This window comes from Thauera sp. GDN1, from assembly GCF_029223545.1.
Taxonomy (GTDB): domain Bacteria; phylum Pseudomonadota; class Gammaproteobacteria; order Burkholderiales; family Rhodocyclaceae; genus Thauera.
This window is the reverse complement of record NZ_CP097870.1, coordinates 542,388-560,334: the sequence shown is the minus strand read 5'-3', so window position 1 is coordinate 560,334 and position 17,947 is coordinate 542,388. Positions and strand designations below refer to the sequence as shown.

At 70.5% G+C, this 17,947-nt stretch carries 16 protein-coding genes; 4 read left to right on the top strand and 12 right to left on the bottom strand.

Annotation, left to right across the window (positions count from 1 at the left end; translation table 11 throughout):
• Window positions 1-4: 4 nt before the first annotated feature.
• The 6 genes from CKCBHOJB_RS02450 to CKCBHOJB_RS02425 all read right to left on the bottom strand — a co-directional run bounded on the left by CKCBHOJB_RS02450 (window position 5) and on the right by CKCBHOJB_RS02425 (window position 7,368).
• Window positions 5-2,917, bottom strand: coding sequence for a formate dehydrogenase subunit alpha (locus CKCBHOJB_RS02450; RefSeq protein WP_281050455.1), 2,913 nt, complete (start codon window positions 2,915-2,917; stop codon window positions 5-7).
• A gap of 13 nt (window positions 2,918-2,930) precedes the next feature.
• Window positions 2,931-3,137, bottom strand: a complete 207-nt coding sequence (locus CKCBHOJB_RS02445) for a hypothetical protein (protein WP_281050454.1) — start codon at window positions 3,135-3,137, stop codon at window positions 2,931-2,933.
• A 67-nt stretch (window positions 3,138-3,204) separates the two neighbouring features.
• Window positions 3,205-3,840 (bottom strand): molecular chaperone TorD family protein, encoded by a 636-nt coding sequence (locus CKCBHOJB_RS02440; protein ID WP_281050453.1) that lies wholly within the window; start codon window positions 3,838-3,840, stop codon window positions 3,205-3,207.
• The gene (locus CKCBHOJB_RS02435) at window positions 3,837-5,942 is read right to left on the bottom strand and encodes a 4Fe-4S binding protein (RefSeq protein ID WP_281050452.1); all 2,106 of its coding nucleotides are present in this window, start codon (window positions 5,940-5,942) and stop codon (window positions 3,837-3,839) included. The genes CKCBHOJB_RS02440 and CKCBHOJB_RS02435 overlap by 4 nt, the downstream gene beginning before the upstream one ends.
• Before the next feature lie 128 nt (window positions 5,943-6,070).
• Window positions 6,071-6,904, bottom strand: a complete 834-nt coding sequence (locus CKCBHOJB_RS02430) for a DUF3306 domain-containing protein (protein ID WP_281050451.1) — start codon at window positions 6,902-6,904, stop codon at window positions 6,071-6,073.
• Complete coding sequence (locus tag CKCBHOJB_RS02425; protein WP_281050450.1) at window positions 6,901-7,368, bottom strand: DUF3305 domain-containing protein; 468 nt, start codon at window positions 7,366-7,368, stop codon at window positions 6,901-6,903. Before CKCBHOJB_RS02425 ends, CKCBHOJB_RS02430 begins: the two co-directional genes overlap by 4 nt.
• Before the next feature lie 202 nt (window positions 7,369-7,570).
• On the opposite strand from CKCBHOJB_RS02425, the gene CKCBHOJB_RS02420 reads away from it, so the two are divergent.
• The 3 genes from CKCBHOJB_RS02420 to CKCBHOJB_RS02410 are packed head-to-tail and all read left to right on the top strand — an operon-like array spanning window position 7,571 to window position 9,936.
• Window positions 7,571-8,398: a formate dehydrogenase accessory sulfurtransferase FdhD gene (locus CKCBHOJB_RS02420; RefSeq protein WP_281050449.1), complete on the top strand. Its 828-nt coding sequence runs from the start codon at window positions 7,571-7,573 to the stop codon at window positions 8,396-8,398.
• 22 nt (window positions 8,399-8,420) lie between these two features.
• Window positions 8,421-9,050 (top strand): molybdenum cofactor guanylyltransferase MobA, encoded by a 630-nt coding sequence (gene mobA / locus CKCBHOJB_RS02415; RefSeq protein ID WP_281050448.1) that lies wholly within the window; start codon window positions 8,421-8,423, stop codon window positions 9,048-9,050.
• Entirely contained in the window at window positions 9,043-9,936 is an 894-nt protein-coding gene (locus CKCBHOJB_RS02410; RefSeq protein WP_281050447.1) for a helix-turn-helix transcriptional regulator, read from the top strand. Before mobA ends, CKCBHOJB_RS02410 begins: the two co-directional genes overlap by 8 nt.
• 31 nt (window positions 9,937-9,967) lie before the next feature.
• On the opposite strand, the gene CKCBHOJB_RS02405 is transcribed toward CKCBHOJB_RS02410, so the two are convergent.
• The 6 genes from CKCBHOJB_RS02405 to CKCBHOJB_RS02380 form a co-directional block, all read right to left on the bottom strand.
• The gene (locus CKCBHOJB_RS02405) at window positions 9,968-11,296 is read right to left on the bottom strand and encodes an NAD(P)/FAD-dependent oxidoreductase (protein ID WP_281050446.1); all 1,329 of its coding nucleotides are present in this window, start codon (window positions 11,294-11,296) and stop codon (window positions 9,968-9,970) included.
• A 114-nt stretch (window positions 11,297-11,410) separates the two neighbouring features.
• The gene (gene mobB / locus CKCBHOJB_RS02400; RefSeq protein ID WP_281050445.1) at window positions 11,411-11,902 is read right to left on the bottom strand and encodes a molybdopterin-guanine dinucleotide biosynthesis protein B; all 492 of its coding nucleotides are present in this window, start codon (window positions 11,900-11,902) and stop codon (window positions 11,411-11,413) included.
• Complete coding sequence (locus CKCBHOJB_RS02395; RefSeq protein WP_281050444.1) at window positions 11,899-13,980, bottom strand: cache domain-containing protein; 2,082 nt, start codon at window positions 13,978-13,980, stop codon at window positions 11,899-11,901. The genes mobB and CKCBHOJB_RS02395 overlap by 4 nt, the downstream gene beginning before the upstream one ends.
• Window positions 13,981-14,038: 58 nt before the next feature.
• Window positions 14,039-15,436: a sigma-54 dependent transcriptional regulator gene (locus tag CKCBHOJB_RS02390; RefSeq protein WP_281051734.1), complete on the bottom strand. Its 1,398-nt coding sequence runs from the start codon at window positions 15,434-15,436 to the stop codon at window positions 14,039-14,041.
• A 133-nt stretch (window positions 15,437-15,569) separates the two neighbouring features.
• Window positions 15,570-15,980 carry a CopD family protein gene (locus CKCBHOJB_RS02385; RefSeq protein ID WP_281050443.1) on the bottom strand — a complete coding sequence of 137 codons (411 nt, stop codon included), beginning with the start codon at window positions 15,978-15,980 and terminating at the stop codon, window positions 15,570-15,572.
• Window positions 15,981-16,034: 54 nt separating this feature from the next.
• The gene (locus CKCBHOJB_RS02380) at window positions 16,035-16,907 is read right to left on the bottom strand and encodes an NAD-dependent epimerase/dehydratase family protein (RefSeq protein ID WP_281050442.1); all 873 of its coding nucleotides are present in this window, start codon (window positions 16,905-16,907) and stop codon (window positions 16,035-16,037) included.
• 21 nt (window positions 16,908-16,928) lie between these two features.
• Between CKCBHOJB_RS02380 and CKCBHOJB_RS02375 the strand changes: the two genes are divergently transcribed.
• Window positions 16,929-17,939, top strand: a complete 1,011-nt coding sequence (locus CKCBHOJB_RS02375) for a CDP-6-deoxy-delta-3,4-glucoseen reductase (protein ID WP_281050441.1) — start codon at window positions 16,929-16,931, stop codon at window positions 17,937-17,939.
• Window positions 17,940-17,947: the final 8 nt, after the last annotated feature.

Genomic DNA, 17,947 nt, shown 5'->3' with positions numbered 1-17,947 from the left:
GCCCTCAGGCCTTGCTCACGCGGCACAGGGTGGTCTTGGTTTCCTGCATCATGGTCACCGAGTCGTAGCCGTAGGTGGTGGCGGTGTTGACCGCCTCGCCGCGCACGACCGGCGCCGCGCCCTCGGGGTAGTACTTCAGCATGTCCTCGCCCTGCCACCAGCCGGAGAAGTGGAAGGGCAGGAACACCGTGCCCGGCGCCACGCGCTGGGTGACCTGGGCGCGCACCTTGAGGCGGGCCTTGGTGGGCGACTCGACCCAGATGTACTCGCCGTTGCGGAAGCCGGCGTCGTTGGCGTCCTTGGGGTTCACCTCGGCGAACATCTCCTGCTGCAGTTCGGCCAGCCAGGGGTTGGAGCGGGTTTCCTCGCCACCGCCCTCGTACTCGACCAGGCGGCCGGAGGTCATCACCAGCGGGTAGTCCTTGGAGATGTCCTTCACCTTCTCCTGCATCGACTTGTACAGGGTGGGCAGGCGCCAGAACTTCATCTTGTCGTCGTGGGTCGGGTACTTGGCGACCAGGTCCGGACGCGGCGAGTAGATCGGCTCGCGGTGCTGCGGGACGGGGTCGGGGAAGTTCCACACCACCGCGCGCGCCTTGGCGTTGCCGAAGGGGTGGCAGCCGTGGTTGACCATGGCGACGCGAATGATCCCGCCCGAGGGGTCGGTCTTCCAGTTCTTGCCCTCGGCCGCGGCCTTCTCGGCCTCGGTGAGCTCGTCCCACCAGCCCAGCTTCTTCAGCAGCACGTGGTCGAACTCGGGGTAGCCCATCTGCAGGTCGGCGCCCTTGGAGGCCGAGCCTTCGCCGGCGAGCAGCGACACGCCGTCCTTCTCGACGCCGAAGTTGGCGCGGAAGTTGCCGCCGCCGTCCATGACGTGCTTGGAAGTGTCGTAGAGGTTGGGCGTGCCCGGGTGCTTCATCTCGGGCGTGCCATAGCACGGCCACGGCAGGCCGAAGTATTCGCCGTCGCAGGGACCACCCACCGCCTTCAGCGTCTTCACGTCGAAGGTGTGCATGTTCTTCATGTGCAGCTTGAGGCGCTCGGGCGACTGCCCGGTGTAGCCGATGGTCCACGTGCCGCGGTTGATCTCGCGCAGCGTGTCCTCGATGCTCGGTTCGTCCCAGCCCTGGGCATCCTTCTCCACCTTGATGTTCTTCACGAACTGCTCGGCCCAGCCGAACTTCTTGGCGAAGGCGTACATGATGGTGTGGTCGGGCTTGGACTCGAACAGCGGCTCGATGACCTTCTCGCGCCACTGCAGCGAGCGGTTCGAGGCGGTCGCGGAGCCGACGGTCTCGAACTGGGTGCAGGCCGGCAACAGGTAGACGCCGTCCTTGCGGACCATGGCCGCCATCGCCGCGGTCGCCGACGGATAGGGATCGATCACCACCAGCGTGTCGAGCTTCTTCATCGCCTCGACCATCTCGGCGCCGCGGGTCTGCGAGTTGGGGGCATGGCCCCAGTACACCACCGCGCGCAGGTTGCCGGCGGGCTGGTCGATGAGGTCCTTGTTCTCCAGCACGCCGTCGATCCAGCGCGACACGGTGATGCCGGACTTCTCCATCAGCTCCTGCGAGGCGTAGCGGCCCTTCACCCACTCGTAGTCCACGCCCCACACATTGCACCAGTGCTTCCACGAGCCGGTCGCCAGGCCGTAGTAGCCGGGAAGCGAGTCGGGGTTGGGACCGATGTCGGTCGCGCCCTGCACGTTGTCGTGGCCGCGGAAGATGTTGGCGCCACCGCCCGCCTTGCCGATGTTGCCGAGCGCGAGTTGAAGGATGCAGGAGGCGCGCACCATGGCGTTGCCGATCGAGTGCTGGGTCTGGCCCATGCACCAGACGATGGTGCTCGGGCGGTTCTCGGCCATGGTGCGCGCGGCCAGCAGCATCTGGTCCTCGGGCACGCCGCAGGCCTCCTCGACCTTGTCCGGCGTCCACTTGGCGAGCACCTCCTCGCGGATCTTGTCCATGCCGAAGACGCGGTCGTCGATGTACTGCTTGTCTTCCCAGCCGTTCTGGAAGATGTGGTACAGCAGGCCGAACAGGAAGGGCACGTCGGTGCCCGAACGGATGCGGATGTACTGGTTGGCCTTGGCCGCGGTGCGGGTGAAGCGCGGATCGACGACGATCATCTTCGCGCCGTTTTCCTTGGCGTGCAGGATGTGCAGCAACGACACCGGGTGCGCCTCGGCCGCATTCGAGCCGATGAACAGCATCGCCTTGGCGTTCTGCATGTCGTTGTAGGAGTTCGTCATCGCGCCGTAACCCCAGGTGTTCGCCACGCCCGCCACGGTGGTGGAGTGGCAGATGCGCGCCTGGTGGTCGCAGTTGTTGGTGCCCCAGAATGAGACGAACTTGCGCAGCAGGTAGGCCTGCTCGTTGTTGTGCTTGGAGGAGCCGATCCAGTACACCGCGTCGGCGCCGGACTCCTCGCGGATCTTCAGCAGGCGGTCGCCGACCTCGTTCAGCGCCTCTTCCCACGAGATCTTCTGGTACTTGCCGTCGACCAGCTTCATCGGGTACTTCAGGCGGTATTCGCCGTGGCCGTGCTCGCGCAGGGCCGCGCCCTTGGCGCAGTGCGAACCGAGGTTGATCGGCGAGTCGAACACCGGCTCCTGGTGCACCCACACGCCGTTGCGCACGATCGCGTCGCTGGCACAACCCACCGAACAGTGGGTGCAGACGGTGCGGCGCACCTCGGCCTTGCCCTCGGCGCGCGAGGCGCCTGCGGGCGCGGCGGCATCGGCGGCGCCGATGAAGTTGTAGGGCAGCTGGGTGGCGAGCACGCCGGCGCCCACGCCCAGGCCGGAGCGCTTGAGGAAGGCGCGGCGGTCCATGGTCTGGCCGAGCTGGCGGGCGGCGGCGCCGCGCAGGCGACGCGCGCCGGTGGCGGCGGTCGCGGATTTCCTGGTCAACATCCTCGCGTCCTCCTCAGATCCGCGTCGTGCGGTAGTAATTGCGCATGTGCGCGCTGACGCCCTGGTCGGCGGCCTCGCGGCGCGCGTCCTCGACCACCTTGGCGGTCACCGGCGTGGCTTGCGCCGCGGTCGCGGCCAGTGCGGCAGCGCCGGCGGCACTGCCGGCACCGATCGCGGCCAGGAAGTTGCGGCGCGACAGCTTGGTGTTTTCGTCCTTCATCCTCGCTCTCCCCTCATTCGCAGCGCAGGCACCCGCCCGCTCCGCATCGTTTCGATCACGTCGGCGCTCAGCGCGCCTCCGCCTCCAGCATGTCGAACGCCTGGCGCTCGATGTCCATGAAGGCCGCCAGCAGGCCGCCGACCCTCGCGTAGAAGTCCGCCCCCGGTGCCGCCGCCAGCGCGCCGGCGAACTGCGCGTACCAGGGCGCAAGATGACGGCCGAAGAACTGCCGCTGGCGCGCCAGCCCGGCCTCGTCAGGCCCGGTCAGCACCAGATGGCGCATGACCTCGGCGAGCGCGGCGATGTGGTCCTCGGTCTCGGTGACGCCCGGGCGGCGACCCAGGCCGAGCTCGGCGAGATCGTCGCGCAGGTCGGCGAGCGGCTCTTCCTGCAGGAAACCGGTCAGGTACCAGGAGCCGTTGCACATCACCTCGGGCTTGCCCACCGACACGAACAGCGCATCGAACTCGTCGACCACCGCCTGCAGCGGCATCGCCCGCGTCGCGACGCCGAGCGCCGCCCAGGCGCGCGGCAGGTCGCCCTGATCGCCGCCGAGGGTCTGCCCGGCCTGCGCGAGCGCCGCCAGCAGCGCGGCATCGGGCGCGGCGTGGAACAGGCGCGCGATCAGCGCGTAGTGCTCGGCGCGCGCGCGGTCCTCGTCCGACCAGGTCGGCTGCGGCTGGATGGAGATTGCTTCGCTCATTCGCTCAGGTCCCAGGCATTCACGGCGGATCCGGCCTTCATCATGTCGATCACCCGGCAGTCGGCGCACATGCGCAGGCGCGCACGCTCGGCCTCGCCGGCGAACATCGAGTGGCCGGACAGGCGGGCGATCATGGATTCGATCAGCGGCGCGGCCCCCATGGCCGTGCCACAGGACACGCAATGGAAGATGTCGGCCTCGCGCAGCGTGCGTGCGCGGCGGGCACCTTCCTTGCCGTACTCGCCGGGCAGCAGGCGCGGCTCGAGCGTGATCGCGGACTCCGGACAGGAGGCCTCGCACAGCCCGCACTGCAGGCAGTTCTTCTCGACGAACTCGAGACGGTAGGCGTCGCTGGCGGCACGCAGAGCGCCGGCCGGACAGGCGCCGGTACAGGACATGCAGAGGGTGCAGGCATCGGAGGCGATCACCTGGCCGAAGGGCGCGCCGGGTTTGAGCGCGATCGCCGCCGGCAGCCCGGCGGGCGTGGCGGCCGCGGGCGCGTGGGCGACCAGGTGGCGCAGCGCGAAGTCCAGCGTCTCGCGCTTCTTCGCCAGCAGCTGGAAGCGCGCCGGCTCGGCGACGCCGGTCGCCGGCACCCAGTCGTGGAGCGCGGTTTCGAGCGTCCGCCAGTCCTCGGCATCGGCCTCGATCACGCGCAGGTGCTCGCCGACGTAGCCGAGTGCCCCGAGGATGGTCTGGCCGTGGCCGGCCTGGGCCTTCAACGGCGCGGCGTCATGGCTGCCGGCGGCGAGCACCGCCACCTGGCATGCGCCGAGCGCGAGGCTGCCAAGCATCAGGTCCAGCCCGACCGCATCCGCGCTCCACACCTCGACCGGGATCACCCGCGCCGGCAGGCCACGGCCGCGGCGCGCCAGGCGGGCGATGGTCGCGGTGCCGGCCTCGGCGGAATGGAACAGCACGCAGGCGTCGGTGCCGCCGGCGCGGGCATACTCGGCGAGCAGGGTCTTCACGCGCTGGCCGAGCTCCGGGACGCGCGGAAACTGGAAGGACAGCGCGCCCGAGGGGCACACCGTGCTGCAGGTGCCGCAGCCCTTGCACAGGTAGGGGTCGACCGCGATCACATCGCCGCTGGAGCGGATCGCTTCGGTGGAACAGGCCTCGATGCAGTTCGTGCACCCGCTCTTCTTCGCCCGGCTGTGCGCGCACAGCCCGGCCTCGAAGGCGACGTAGCGCGGCTTCTCGAACTCGCCGACGAACTCGCCCAGCGCCTGCACCGCGAGCGCCTGCTCGAAGGGATCGCGTCCCGGCGCGGCGTAGCCGTCGGGCAGTTCGACGCGGTGCAGCAGCGGCTCGGCCGAGAGGTCCAGCACGAGGTCGAAGCGCTCGCGGCGCGCAGCGTCGGCGCGCGCGAAATCGATCGCGCCGATCTCGCCACAGGCGGCGACGCAGGCGCGGTGGCTGCGACAGGCGTCGACGTCGACCTGCAGGTCCCAGCCGATCGCGCCCTCGGGACAGGCCTTGACGCAGGCGTTGCAGCGCACGCACGACTCGAGGTCGATCGGGTTCTCCTGCGTCCATTCGAGGTCGAAGGCGCCGAGGTGGCCGGAAAGCCTCACCGGCCGGCCCGACCACACCGGATACGCATTGACCGCCGGCAGCTCGACATCCGGCGTGCGGGCGGTGATCAGCACCGCCGGCTCGAAGCTGCCGGCCAGGCGCTCCGCCCAGCCCAGCGCCGCGCCCGCCTCGCCGACGATCAGCAGGCTGCGCCCGGCGCTCATCTGCACCGCGGGCACCGGCTCGGGGTCGGCCAGCGTGGTCGCGGCGGCGATCAGCGCGGCGAGCTTGGGCGTCGCGACGGCCGACTCCGCCGACCAGCCGGCGTTCTCGCGCAGGTTGAAGAAGCGGATGCGTTCGCCGGCGCCCTGCGCCTCGGCGAGCTCGCCGAACAGTGCGCTTTCCTGCGTACAGGCGACATGCACGGTCTGCCCGCGGGCGAGCGCGGCTTCGAGTGCCGGCAGCTCGGCCCCGCACAGGGCGTGATGGCAGATCGCCGGCGCCAGGCGCTCGGCGTCGAGCGCGAAGCTGCGATTGCAGTCGCAGAGATGAACCCGGGAACTCGGCTTGAGGCTGTCGGACATGTTTCCTTCCATCGATCAACTTAAGCAAAGCAGTTCATAGGCCAGCACTTAAAGAAGCAGACGCCGCCCAAGCCCGCCAAAAACCGCCGAACATGAAAGAACATCGGACGGACGGGACAATTTGTCCCTCAGGGCGCTTTTTGTCGCGACCGGATCGGCGCGCATCCGGCGGAAGCGGTGGCAACGGACAGCACATCGTCTCCGCCCTGCATCGCACCGCCCGTACGGCGACGGTCGTCCTTCCCTTGCACGCACGCCCCGCTCGCTCCGGCAGCAGGTTCGGAGGCGTCGTCGGTCGCAGCTGCACCCGGCCCGTGCCATGGTTCGCGGCCCGCCGCGGTCGGCCCCGGGCCGTGTTCATCCGCAAGCTCCGCGCCACGCCCGGCGCCAGGCTCCTTAGCCGGCTCGTCCGCCGGCCGGGCGTCTGCACCTACGCCCCCCGGCGCATCGGGCATGGCCCCCTCGTCCCCTGCCGGTCGCGCGCCCGCGGCCTGTCCGGCGGACGAACCCGCCACCTCCGCATCGACCTCCGGCTCGTTCGCCATCAGCCACTCGCGCGCGTGCTGGAGCTTGGCCATGGCCTCGGGCGGGATCGGGTCGGGCAGCGAATAGTCGTCGATATAGACGTCGAGCCCGTCCATGCGGTTGAAATGGGGGTCGGCGAACAGCTTGTGCAGGGCCTTGCGCCGCAACGCCTCGCTCACCTCCTCCTTCAGGAAGGCGGTGAAGTCGGAATCGAGCGTCAGGGCCTCGACCGGCGGCAATTGCGCCTCGGCGGCGGGCGTCCCGGCATCGCGCTCCGCCGGGGCCGGCTCCGCCGCGGCGGAAACCGAGGCGGCGGCGACGCCGTGCCCGACCACGGTCGTCGGCAGCGGACCCGACGCGGGCGCATCGGCCAGCAGCGTCTTGCCGGCGCCAGCCAGCTTGCGCCGCGACCAGCGCCCCAGAAAACCACCGCTCATGTGCGCCTCCGGTCCAGGCCGAGGGGATCGTTGCGCCTGACCTTCTTCTTCGGCTCGGGCTTGTAGTGCGTATTGACGAAGTCGCCCACCCAGTCGGCGATCTCGCGCGGCATCGCGACGCCATCGACCTGCTCGCCCGAATCCAGCCAGCGCGCCGCCTCGCCGTAGCTCACCGACACCGCCGCCGGCCGCGGCAGCTCCTCGTCCATGCGCCACATCACGAACACCTTGGGGATGGGTGCGGTGACGTTGGCGAAGTAGTTCTCGGCCTCGTCGCGGAACAGTTCGAGCACGAAGCCGCCCATGCGCCACTGACTGCGCTCGGCCTCGTCCACGATGCGGCGCGGCGCGGGATCGGGGTCGTCGAAGGCCGGCACCACCCCGACCGCCTCCCAGGCGGCGTCGACCCAGGGATTGTTCAGGCGGCGGCGCTCCATGATCACCGCGATCGGAAATTCTTTCATCGTGCTGTCCCGGGAAAGGCATGCCTATGTCGTCTACAGCATACGTGCGCCACCCATCCGCGCGCGAGACCGTGAAAACCCCCAGGGGCCCTCGTGCGCGGTCCCGCAGCCACGAACGCCCCCCGGGCGCGAGGCCGCAAGTCCGTGCGCAACAGGACTTGCGGCTACAATCGAGCGCTCACGCATCCCCAGCCCCGCCGCGATGATCCCTCCCCGCCGTCCCCTGCTCAGCCAGGCCAGCCGCCCGCTCACGGTCGAGATCCCCGCCCTCGATGAGAATGGCGACACCGTGCCGACCTCGATCGCCGGCGAGCACCCGCTCACGCTCTACGTCGACAAGCGCGAGATCGTCACCCTGATGACGCTGGGCGCGGCGCCCGAGGCGCTGACCATCGGCTGGCTGCGCAACCAGCGCCTGGTCAGAAGCCTGGACGAGATCGCGTCGGTGCAGGTCGACTGGGAGGTCGACGCGGTCTCGGTCACCACCCGCGACGGCCTGCGCGACGCCGACGAGAAGCTCGGCAGCCGCACCGTCACCACCGGCTGCGGCCAGGGCACGGTGTTCGGCGGGCTGATGGACGAGATCGACCAGATCCGCCTGCCGCACGATCGCCTGCTCAGGCAATCCACGCTGTACGCGCTGATGGGCGCGGTGCGCCAGCACGAATCGATCTACAAGCAGGCGGGCGCGGTGCACGGCTGCGCGCTCGCGCAGGCCACGCCCGGGGGCTGCGCGATCCTGATGTTCTTCGAGGACGTCGGCCGCCACAACGCGGTGGACGCGATCGCCGGCCAGATGTGGCTGGACGGGCTGGACGGCGCCGACAAGATCTTCTACACCACCGGCCGCCTGACCTCGGAGATGGTGATCAAGACCGCGCAGATGGGCATCCCCTTCCTGGTGTCGCGCTCCGGGCTGACCCACATGGGCTGGCAGATCGCCCACAAGATCGGGCTGACCATGGTCGGACGGGCACAGGGCAAGCACTACCTGCTGTTCTCCGGCGCCGACCGCTTCGTGCGCGACTGAACCCCAGGATCCGGCACAAGACATGAACGCACACACCTCATCCCGCCCCGCCGCGCAACGCATCACCGGCGTGCTGCTCGCCGGCGGCCAGGGCAGCCGCATGGGCGGCGTCGACAAGGGCCTGGTCGAACTCGCCGGCCGGCCGATGGCGGCGCACGCGCTGGCGCGCCTCGCCCCCCAGGTCGACGAGCTGATCATCAACGCCAACCAGAACCTCGAGGCCTGGCAGGCCTTCGGCTACCCGGTGTTCGGCGACGACATCGGCGGCTTCGCCGGCCCGCTCGCCGGACTGCATGCGGCGCTGGTGCGCGCGCAGCATCCGCTGGTGGTCACCGCGCCCTGCGACTCCCCCTTCCTGCCCGCCGACCTGGTCGAACGCCTGGCCGCGGCGCTGCACGCCGCCGACGCCCAGCTTGCGGTGGCGAAGACCTTCGACCAGCCGCATCCGGTGTTCTGCCTGTGCCGGCGCGACGTCGCCGGGCACCTCGGCGCCTTCCTCGCCGGCGGTGGCCGCAAGATCGACCGCTGGTACGGCACGCTGAAGGTGGTCGAGGTCGGCTTCGACGACGAGGAGGCCGCCTTCCGCAACATCAACACCCGCGACGAACTGGCCGCGGCGGCGAAGGACCTGCCACGACCGAATCATGGCTGAGACGCCCGCCGCCTGCCTGACCGCGCGCGAGGCCGCCGCCTTCCTGCACCTGAACGAGAAGAAGCTCTACGAGCTCGCCAACAGCCGCGAGCTTCCGGCCGCGCGCGTCGGCGGCAAGTGGCTGTTCCCGCGCGCCCTGCTCGAGGAATGGCTGCTGGAGCAGGCCCACGGCGGCGCCCTCACCGACCGCCTGCTGATCACCGGCAGCGACGATCCGCTGCTGGCGGCGACCACCGCGGCGCTCGCCGAACAGCTCGGGGGCGACGGCCTGGTCGCCTACAGCCCCACCGGCACGATGACCGGCCTGGAGCTGCTCGCCCGCCGGCGCGCGAACGTGTGTGCGCTGCACTGGGGCGGGGTCGAGCACAGCGCCCAGCAGCACGCCCTGCTGCTGCGCCGCTTCGCCGCCAGCCGGCAATGGGCGCTGGTGCGCCTGTCGCTGCGCGAACAGGGCGTCATCCTGCGCCGCGGCCTGGAGGTGGATGGCATCGAGACGCTCGCGGCCTTCGACTACCGCTGGGCGATGCGCCAGGCGGGCGCGGGCTCGCGTCACTTCCTCGAATCCGCACTCGCCAGCCGCGGCTTTGCGGCGGCCGACTGCAGCGTGGTGGCCGAGGCCCGCAGCGAACGCGAGGCCGCCGCCCTGGTCGCGCGCGAGGATGCCGACTGCGCACCGGGCACGCGCGCAGCCGCCGCGGAGTTCGGCCTCGGCTTCCTGTCACTGGGCTGGGAGGCCTTCGATCTCGCCCTGCCGCGCGAGATCCTGTTCCGCCGCCTGTTCCAGGCCCTGCTCACCACCCACGGCGATGCGCGCTCGCAGACGCTGGCACGCCGCCTGGGCGGCTACGACCTGTCGCCGCAGGGCCGCATCCTCGGCATGGACTGAGCAGGCGTCAGCGGCCGATCGAGACAGCCCCTCAGTGCAGCTTGACGTGGGGTTCGGTGCGGCGCGTGATCATGCGCGCCAGGGTGTCGAGCGTCACCTTCACCCAGCCGTGCAGGGCGAGTTCGTGCATCTTGTACAGCGAGGCGTACATCATGCGTGCGAACCAGCCCTCGATGAACAGGTCGCCCTTGGTGAGCCCGCCCATCATGTTCCCCACCGTGCTGAACTCGCCGAGCGAGACCAGCGAACCGAAGTCGCGGTAGCGGTAGTCCTGCACCGGCTTGCCGGCGATGCGGCGCTGGATCTGCCTGAACAGGTGCGAGGCCTGCTGGTGGGCGGCCTGCGCGCGCGGCGGTACGAAGCCGTTCTTCTCCGGCCACGGGCAGGCGGCGCAGTCGCCCAGCGCGAAGATGTCGTCGTCGGCCGTGGCCTGCAGCGTCTGCCGCACCATGAGCTGGTTGATGCGGTTGGTCTCCAGGCCGTCCAGCTCGGCGAGGAAGTCCGCGCCCTTCACCCCCGCCGCCCACACCACCAGCTCCGCCGGCAGCACGCGGCCGTCGGCCAGGCGCACGCCGTCGGCGAGCACTTCCGCGACCTTGGCGTCGGTGTGCACCTCCACGCCCAGCTTGCGCAGCAGGCGCTCGGTCGAGTTCGACAGGCGCTCCGGCAGCGCCGGCAGCACGCGCGGCGCGGCCTCGATCAGGGCGAGCCTGATGTCCTTGTCGGGATCGAGACGGTCCAGGCCGTAGGCCACCACCTCGCGGGTCGTGTGGTGCAGCTCGGCGGCGAGCTCGACCCCGGTGGCGCCGGCGCCGATGATCGCCACGTGCAGCTGCTCGGGGCGCAGCGGGGTGCGTTGGGCGTGGGCGCGCACGCAGGCGTTGACCATGCGCACGTGGAAGCGGCGCGCGTCGGCCACCGTCTCCAGCTTCAGCGCGTGCTCGCGCACGCCGGGGGTGCCGAAGTCGTTGCTCTGGCTGCCCACCGCGATCACCAGCGTGTCGTAGGGGAAGGAGCGCGCCGGTGTGACCTCCCTGCCGTCCTCATCGACGAAAGGCGCGACATGGACCTCGCGCGCGCGGCGGTCGAGTCCGGTCATGCGCCCGATGCGGAAGCGGAAGCCATGCCAGTGCGCCTGCGCCAGGTAGGGCACCTCGTGATCGCCGATGTCCATGCTGCCGGCGGCGATCTCGTGCAGCTTGGGCTTCCAGATGTGGGTGCGCTTGCTGTCGATGAGCGTGACTTCGGCCTTGCCGCGGCGACCGAACTTGCGCCCCAGGCGGGTGGCCAGCTCCAGGCCGCCGGCGCCGCCACCGACGATGACGATCCGGTGCGGTCCTGCATCCATGCGCGTATTCATCGACCCCTCTCTATTCGAGATTGTTTAAAAATATCGAGAATACTAGCAAACACAGTGAAACAACCCCGGCTCGGGTCGCATGAATGCAACACTGCCCCCGCGCAGCCGTCCGACTCAGTGCCCGAGATAGGCGACGATGAAGTCCGCGACCTGTGCCGGGTCGTTGATGTCGAGCCGCGGCAGGGACGTGGCGAGCGTGGTATCGGTGGCGATGGCGATGATGTGCGGGTCGTCCGGGTGCAGCAGCGGCGCGGTCACCACCGCGCGATGGACCTCGATCTTGGGGATCGGCGCGCGCTTGAAGCCCTCGACCAGCACGATGTCGCAGGGCGCCAGATGGGCGAGCAGCTCGTCCAGCGTAGCCTCGGGCGCGCCGCGCAGTTCGCGGGTCAGCGACCAGCGCTGGGCGGAGCTGACCAGCACCTCGCCGCATCCCGCCTGGCGGTGGCGCCAGGAGTCCTTGCCGGCGTGGTCGATGTCGAAGCTGTGGTGCGCATGCTTGACCAGCGACACCGCCAGGCCGCGCGCGCTCAGCACGCCGATCACCTGCTCCACCAGCGTCGTCTTCCCACTGCCGGACCAGCCGGCGAAACCCATCACTTTCATGTCGCGTTCGCTTCCCGTGATTCGTCGCCGCATCCGTTCGCGGCCCTGTCGTTGCGATAGTCCGGCTCGGCCAGCAGGCTGACCGCGAAGGCGGCGCCGCGGCCCGGCGCACTGTCGACCTCGATGCGTCCGCCGTAGCGTCCGACCAGGGTGTGGCTGATCGACAGCCCGAGCCCGGTGCCCTGCCGTTTCTTGGTGGTGAAGAAAGGGTCGAAGAGGCGCGCCATGTCCTCGGCGCGGATGCCTGTGCCGGTGTCGCGCACGGTGATGCGCACGCCGCGCGCATCCTGTTGCGGATCGCGATCGGCGGTCTCCAGCGTCAGCGTGCCGCCGGCGGGCATGGCCTGCACCGCATTGACGATCAGGTTGATCAGCACCTGCTGCAGTTCCGGCAGGTTGATATGCACCCGGCCGCGCGCCTCCAGCTTCTGCACCACCTTCACCCCGGCGCGCGTCAGGTGCTGGCGGGTCAGCACCAGGCAGTCGGCGAGCGCGGCATTCACGTCCACGTCCTCGACGTAGCCGACGAACTCGCCCGGGCGGGCGAACTGCAGCAGCTTTGTGACGATCAGGCGGATGCGCCCGACCTGCTCGTGGATCAGGCGGATCTCGTTTGCCACCGGCTGCGCCGCCGGGCCGAGCTCCTCGCGCAGCAGGTCGAGGTTGCCCTGGATCACCGCGGTCGGGTTGCTGATCTCGTGCGCCACGCCGGCGGTGAGCTCGCCGATCGCGGCCAGCTTCTCGCTCATCACCAGGCGGCGCTGGGCGGCGTGCAGTTCCTCGTTGGCGGCGGCGAGATCGGCGGTGCGCTCGGCGACCTTGCGGTCGAGCGAGGCGTTGAGCGCCTGCAGCTCGGCGCGGCGCGCCGCCTGGTCGTCGAGCAGGCGGTCGAAGGCGGTGGCGAGCCGGCCGAGCTCGTCGCGGCTGGCGACGTCGCCGACCCGCGCGCGCTCGTCACCGGCGTCTATGCCGCCGATGGTGGCGTGCATGCGCTCGATCGGGCGGAAGATGCCGCGCGCCCAGTGCAGGGTCAGCAGCGCGCCGGCCACGCTGACCAGCAGCGACACCGCGGCCACGATCAGCAGCGCCATCTGCTTGGCGGCGCGGAAGGGCGCCTCGAGGAAGCCGACGTAGAGCATGCCGACGCGCTCGCCGCGGCTGTCGACCACCGGTTCGTAGGCCGACACGTACCAGTCATTGACGACGAAGGCGCGCTCGAGCCAGGTGCGGCCGTGGCTGAGGACGTGCTCCCGCACCTCGGCCGAGGCACGCGTGCCGAGCGCGCGCGCGCCCTCGAACAGGCGCACATTGGTGGCGATGCGCACGTCGTCGATGAACAGGGTCGCGGTGCCCTCGCTGCCCGCGGGCAGGCTGCCGCTGCGGTAGACGATGTCGTTGAGGGTATCGACGAAGCCGAGGTTGCCGTTGAGCAGCACGCCGCCCTCGAGCACGCCGACCAGTTCGCCGCGCGCATCGAGCACCGGGGCGGCGGCCTGCACGACCAGGCCGCGGTTTTCCTCGGGGCGCGGATCCGGCGCGGCGCGCTCGGTGCGCACCAGCGCCAGGCGGGCGCGCTCGCGCAGGGTGGGGGAGATCGCCTCCAGGTCGGCGGCATCGAAGCGCTCGATCGCGCTCCCCGCGTCGGCCTGCAGCGCGCGCGCCACCACCGGCCAGGCGGCGCGGTCGGCGCCCGCCGTCATGCCGGTCGAGGCGCGCAGCACGCGGCCTTCGGTATCGAGCAGGTTCAGGAAATCCAGCCCCAGCATCTGCCGGCGCGCGGCCAGCAGTGCGTCCAGATCCTCCGGCGCAGCGCGCGCCTGGGCCAGCGCCTGCGAGCCGGCGAGCCCGTCGATGCCATGGCCGACCCCCTCGATCACGCGCTCGAAATAGCCGTGCGCGGTCGCCAGGTCGCTGCCGACCCGCGACACCATCAGGCGGTGGTAATAGGCCTCGCCCCAGTACCACAGCAGGCCCATGATGATCGGGAAGCCGAGCATCAGCGGCGCCAGCACCAGGCCGAGCAGCTTCGCCCGCACCGAACGGCGCAGGCGCTCGGCGAACGCGTGCGGCAGGCGCATCAGCACCTGCGGGTCTCCCGCCGCGGCCGGCGGCCGCGGTCGCGCGTCGCCATGCCGCTCAGGCCCTGCGATCGACGCGGCCGACGTCGTCCGCTTCCGCGGCGGCCCATTCGGCGAACTTGCGTTCCAGGGTCTTGCGCGACACGCCCAGCCGGCGCGCGGCCTCGGTCTTGTTGCCGGCGCAGTCCCCGACCACGCGCTCGATGTGGCGGCGCTCGACCTCGGCCAGGCTCAGCGCCAGCTCGCCGGGGAGCGGCACAACCTCGGCCGCGGGCGCGCCCGGCGGCGTGTTCGAGAAGCAGCCGAGGATCATCGAGCGCTCGACGTAGTTGCGCAGTTCGCGCACGTTGCCCGGCCAGGCATAGGCCTGCAGCCGGCTGACGACCTCGTGCGACAGCGGCAGCGGCGCGACCCCGAGCTGCACCGCGAGCTGCTGCATGAAGTGGCGCATCAGGTCGGGGATGTCCTCGCTGCGGCTGCGCAGCGGCGGCAGGCTCAGGTCGACCACCGCCAGCCGGTAGTAGAGGTCCTCGCGGAAGCGCCCCGCCTTGACCTCGGCGGCGAGGTTGCGGTTGGAGGCGGCGATGATGCGCACATCCACCGGCACCTCGCGCTCGGAGCCCACCGGGCGCAGCTTGCGCTCCTCGAGCACGCGCAGCAGCCGCGTCTGCAGCGCCAGCGGCAGTTCGCTGATCTCGTCGAGAAACAGCGTGCCGCCATGGGCGTAGTAGAACAGGCCGTTGCGGCTCTCGGTCGCGCCGGTGAAGGCACCCTTGACGTGGCCGAAGAGCTCGCTCTCGATCAGCTCGGCGGCGATCGCCGCGCAGTTGAGCGGCACGAAGGGGCGCTGCGCGCGCGGGCTGGTCTGGTGCAGGGCGCGCGCGACCACCTCCTTGCCGGTGCCGGATTCGCCGAGCAGCAGCACCGTGCTCGGCATCTGCCCGATGCGACGCACCATCGCGCGCAGCTGCTCCATCGCCGGCGAATGCCCGACCAGGCCGATCGGGTCTGCGGCCAGCCCGGCGAGCTCGCGGCGCAGGACGAAGTTCTCGCGTGCCAGGCGGGCACGCTCGAAGCAGCGCTTGATCGAATTGAGGATCTGGTCGACGCGGAAGGGCTTGAGGATGAAGTCGGACGCGCCACCGCGCAGCGCGTCGATCGCGGTCTCCATGTCGGCGAAGGCGGTGACCAGGATCACGTCGCCCATGTAGCCATGCTCGCGCAGTTCGTGCAGCCACTCGATGCCCGACTTGCCGGGCAGCGCGATGTCGAGGATCAGCAGGTCGAAATGCAGCCGTGCCATCAGCGCCGCGGCGTGCTCGGCATCGGCCGCGGACTGCACCATGCCGCAGCGGCGGGCGAGCGTGCGCTCGAGGAAGTTGCGCATGCCCTCCTCGTCATCGACCACCAGCACCGAATGCGCCTGCCAGTTGTACTCGGCCAGATCCACCGTCATGACTCCGCCCTGCGCACCCGCCTGGCCGGCCACCTTGCGTCCGCCGACGCCGTTGGCGGCGGCGTCCGCCGTCTCGTGCAGCATCCTGTCCCCTCCCCTCACCGCCTCGTTCATCCTTCCTGTCCGCCCGTGCTCAGAACGGCTTCAGCACGACCAGGAACACCACGACGAAGAGCACCAGGACCGGGATCTCGTTGAAATAGCGATACCAGACGTGGCTGCGCGTGTTGCGCCCGGCGGCGAACTCGCGCATCAGGCGGCCGCAATAAAGGTGGTAGCCGATCAGGCCGACCACCAGCAGCGTCTTCACATGCAGCCAGCCCCCGGCGAAGCCGTAGCCGAACCACAGCCACAGGCCGAGCGCGACGGCGAGGATGCCGAGCGGCGTCATGAAGCGGTAAAGCTTCATTTCCATCATCGCCAGGCGCTCGCGGGTGGCGGCATCCTCGACCATGGCGTGGTTCACGAACAGGCGCGGCAGGTAGAACAGGCCGGCGAACCAGCTCACGACGAACACGATGTGCAGGGACTTCAGGTACAGCATGCGGAATCTCGCTCCGGTTTGGACATGAACAGTGGGATGGGGTGTGCGCCGGATTCAGCGCGCGGTGGCGGCACGCAGGCCGTCCGCGACCGTCGGATAGCGCAGGCGCAGGCGCAGTTCCCGCTTCAGCCGCCGATTGTCGAGGCGGCGCGACTCGCCCATGAAGGACAGCGTCAGCGGCGACAGCCGGGTGGCGATCTCGGCGCGACTCAGGCGCGGCGGCCGCGGCAGCGCGAAGGCGTCGGCCACCGCGTCGAAGTAGTCGCCCATCTTCATGCCCGAGTCGTCGCTGGCGTTGTAGGCGCGCGCGGCCGGGGCGCGGAACAGCGCCAGGCAGGCGATGCGGGCGAGGTCGTCGGCATGGATGTGGTTGGTATGCACGTCATCGTCCGCGCACAGCACCGGGTCGCCGCGCTGCAGGCGGTCGAGCGGCAGGCGGTCGGCGGCGTATATGCCGGGGGCACGGAGCAGCGCCACCCGCACCCCGCTGCGCCGGCAGAAGGCGCGCAGGCGGCGCTCGGCATCGACCCGGCGCCGGCCGCGCGCGGTCTGCGCATTGCACGGCCGGGTCTCGTCCACGCGCGCACTGCCGCAGTCGCCGTAAACCCCTGTCGTGCTTATGTATATCACGCCGTGTGGTAGACTTTTGCCGCTTCCCAGGGCGGCCAGCAGGCGCCTCGTCCGCGGGTCGCCCTCTCCGCTCGCCGGCGGCGGCGCGAAATGCAGCACCGCATCGGCCACGCCGGCCAGCCGCCGCAGGCTGCGGCGGTCGTCGAGATCGCCCACCAGCGGCACCGCGCCGGCGGCGCGCAAGGCGGCAGCGGACTCGGCGTGGCGCGCCAGGGCATAGACGCGGAAGCGCCGGGTGAGCCAGGGCAGGGCACGCAGGGCGACGTCGCCGCTACCGACGATCAGGATTCGTTTCATAAATTCATTATCTCACGCACCATGACGCATCGGATTTCACTTCGCCCCGGCGACCACCACTTCGAAGCCGCCGACGACCAGACCGTCCTCGAGGCCGCGCTCGCCGCCGGCCTGATGCTGCCGCACAGCTGCCGCGACGGCGCCTGCGGCGCGTGCAAGGGCAAGGTGCTGGAAGGCGTGGTGGACCAGGGACCTCATTCCGCGGGCGCACTGAGCGATGCCGAGCGCGCCGAGGGCTACGCGCTGTTCTGCTGCGCCAAGCCGCTGAGCGACCTGGTGGTGCAGGCGCGCAACGTCACCCGCGCCGGCGACATCCCGGTCAAGAAGCTGCCCGCGCGCGTGCAGAAGCTGCAGCGTCTGGCCGACGACGTCATGCTCATCGACCTCAAGCTGCCGGCGAGCGAGAACTTCCAGTTTCGCGCCGGCCAGTATGTCGACATCCTGCTCGCCGACGGTCAGCGGCGCAGCTTCTCGATCGCCAACGCCCCGCACGATGGTGGCCACCTCGAGCTGCACGTGCGCCGCATCGACGGCGGCCGCTTCACCGGCCACGTGTTCGAGACCATGAAGGAAAAGGAGATCCTGCGCTTCGAAGGCCCGCACGGCGCCTTCTGGCTGCGCGAGGACTCGGCGCGGCCGATCGTGATGGTCGCCGGCGGCACCGGCTTCGCGCCGATCAAGGGCATCGTCGAGCACGCCATCCAGATCGGCCTGACCCGGCCGATCACCCTGTACTGGGGCGCGCGCACCCGCGCCGGGCTGTACATGGACGCGCTCGCCCGCTCCTGGGAAACGGCCCTGCCCGGCTTCCGCTACGTGCCGGTGCTGTCCGACGAGGTCTGGGAGGGCCGCCAGGGCCTGGTGCATCAGGCGGTGCTGGACGACTTCGCCGATCTTTCCGGCCACGAGGTCTATGCCTGCGGCGCGCCGGTGATGGTCGACGTCGCGCGCAGCAGCTTCTGCGCCAGCCGTGGCCTGTCCGAGGACGCCTTCTTCGCCGACGCCTTCACCTTCGCCCAGCCGACGAGCTGAGCCCAGCG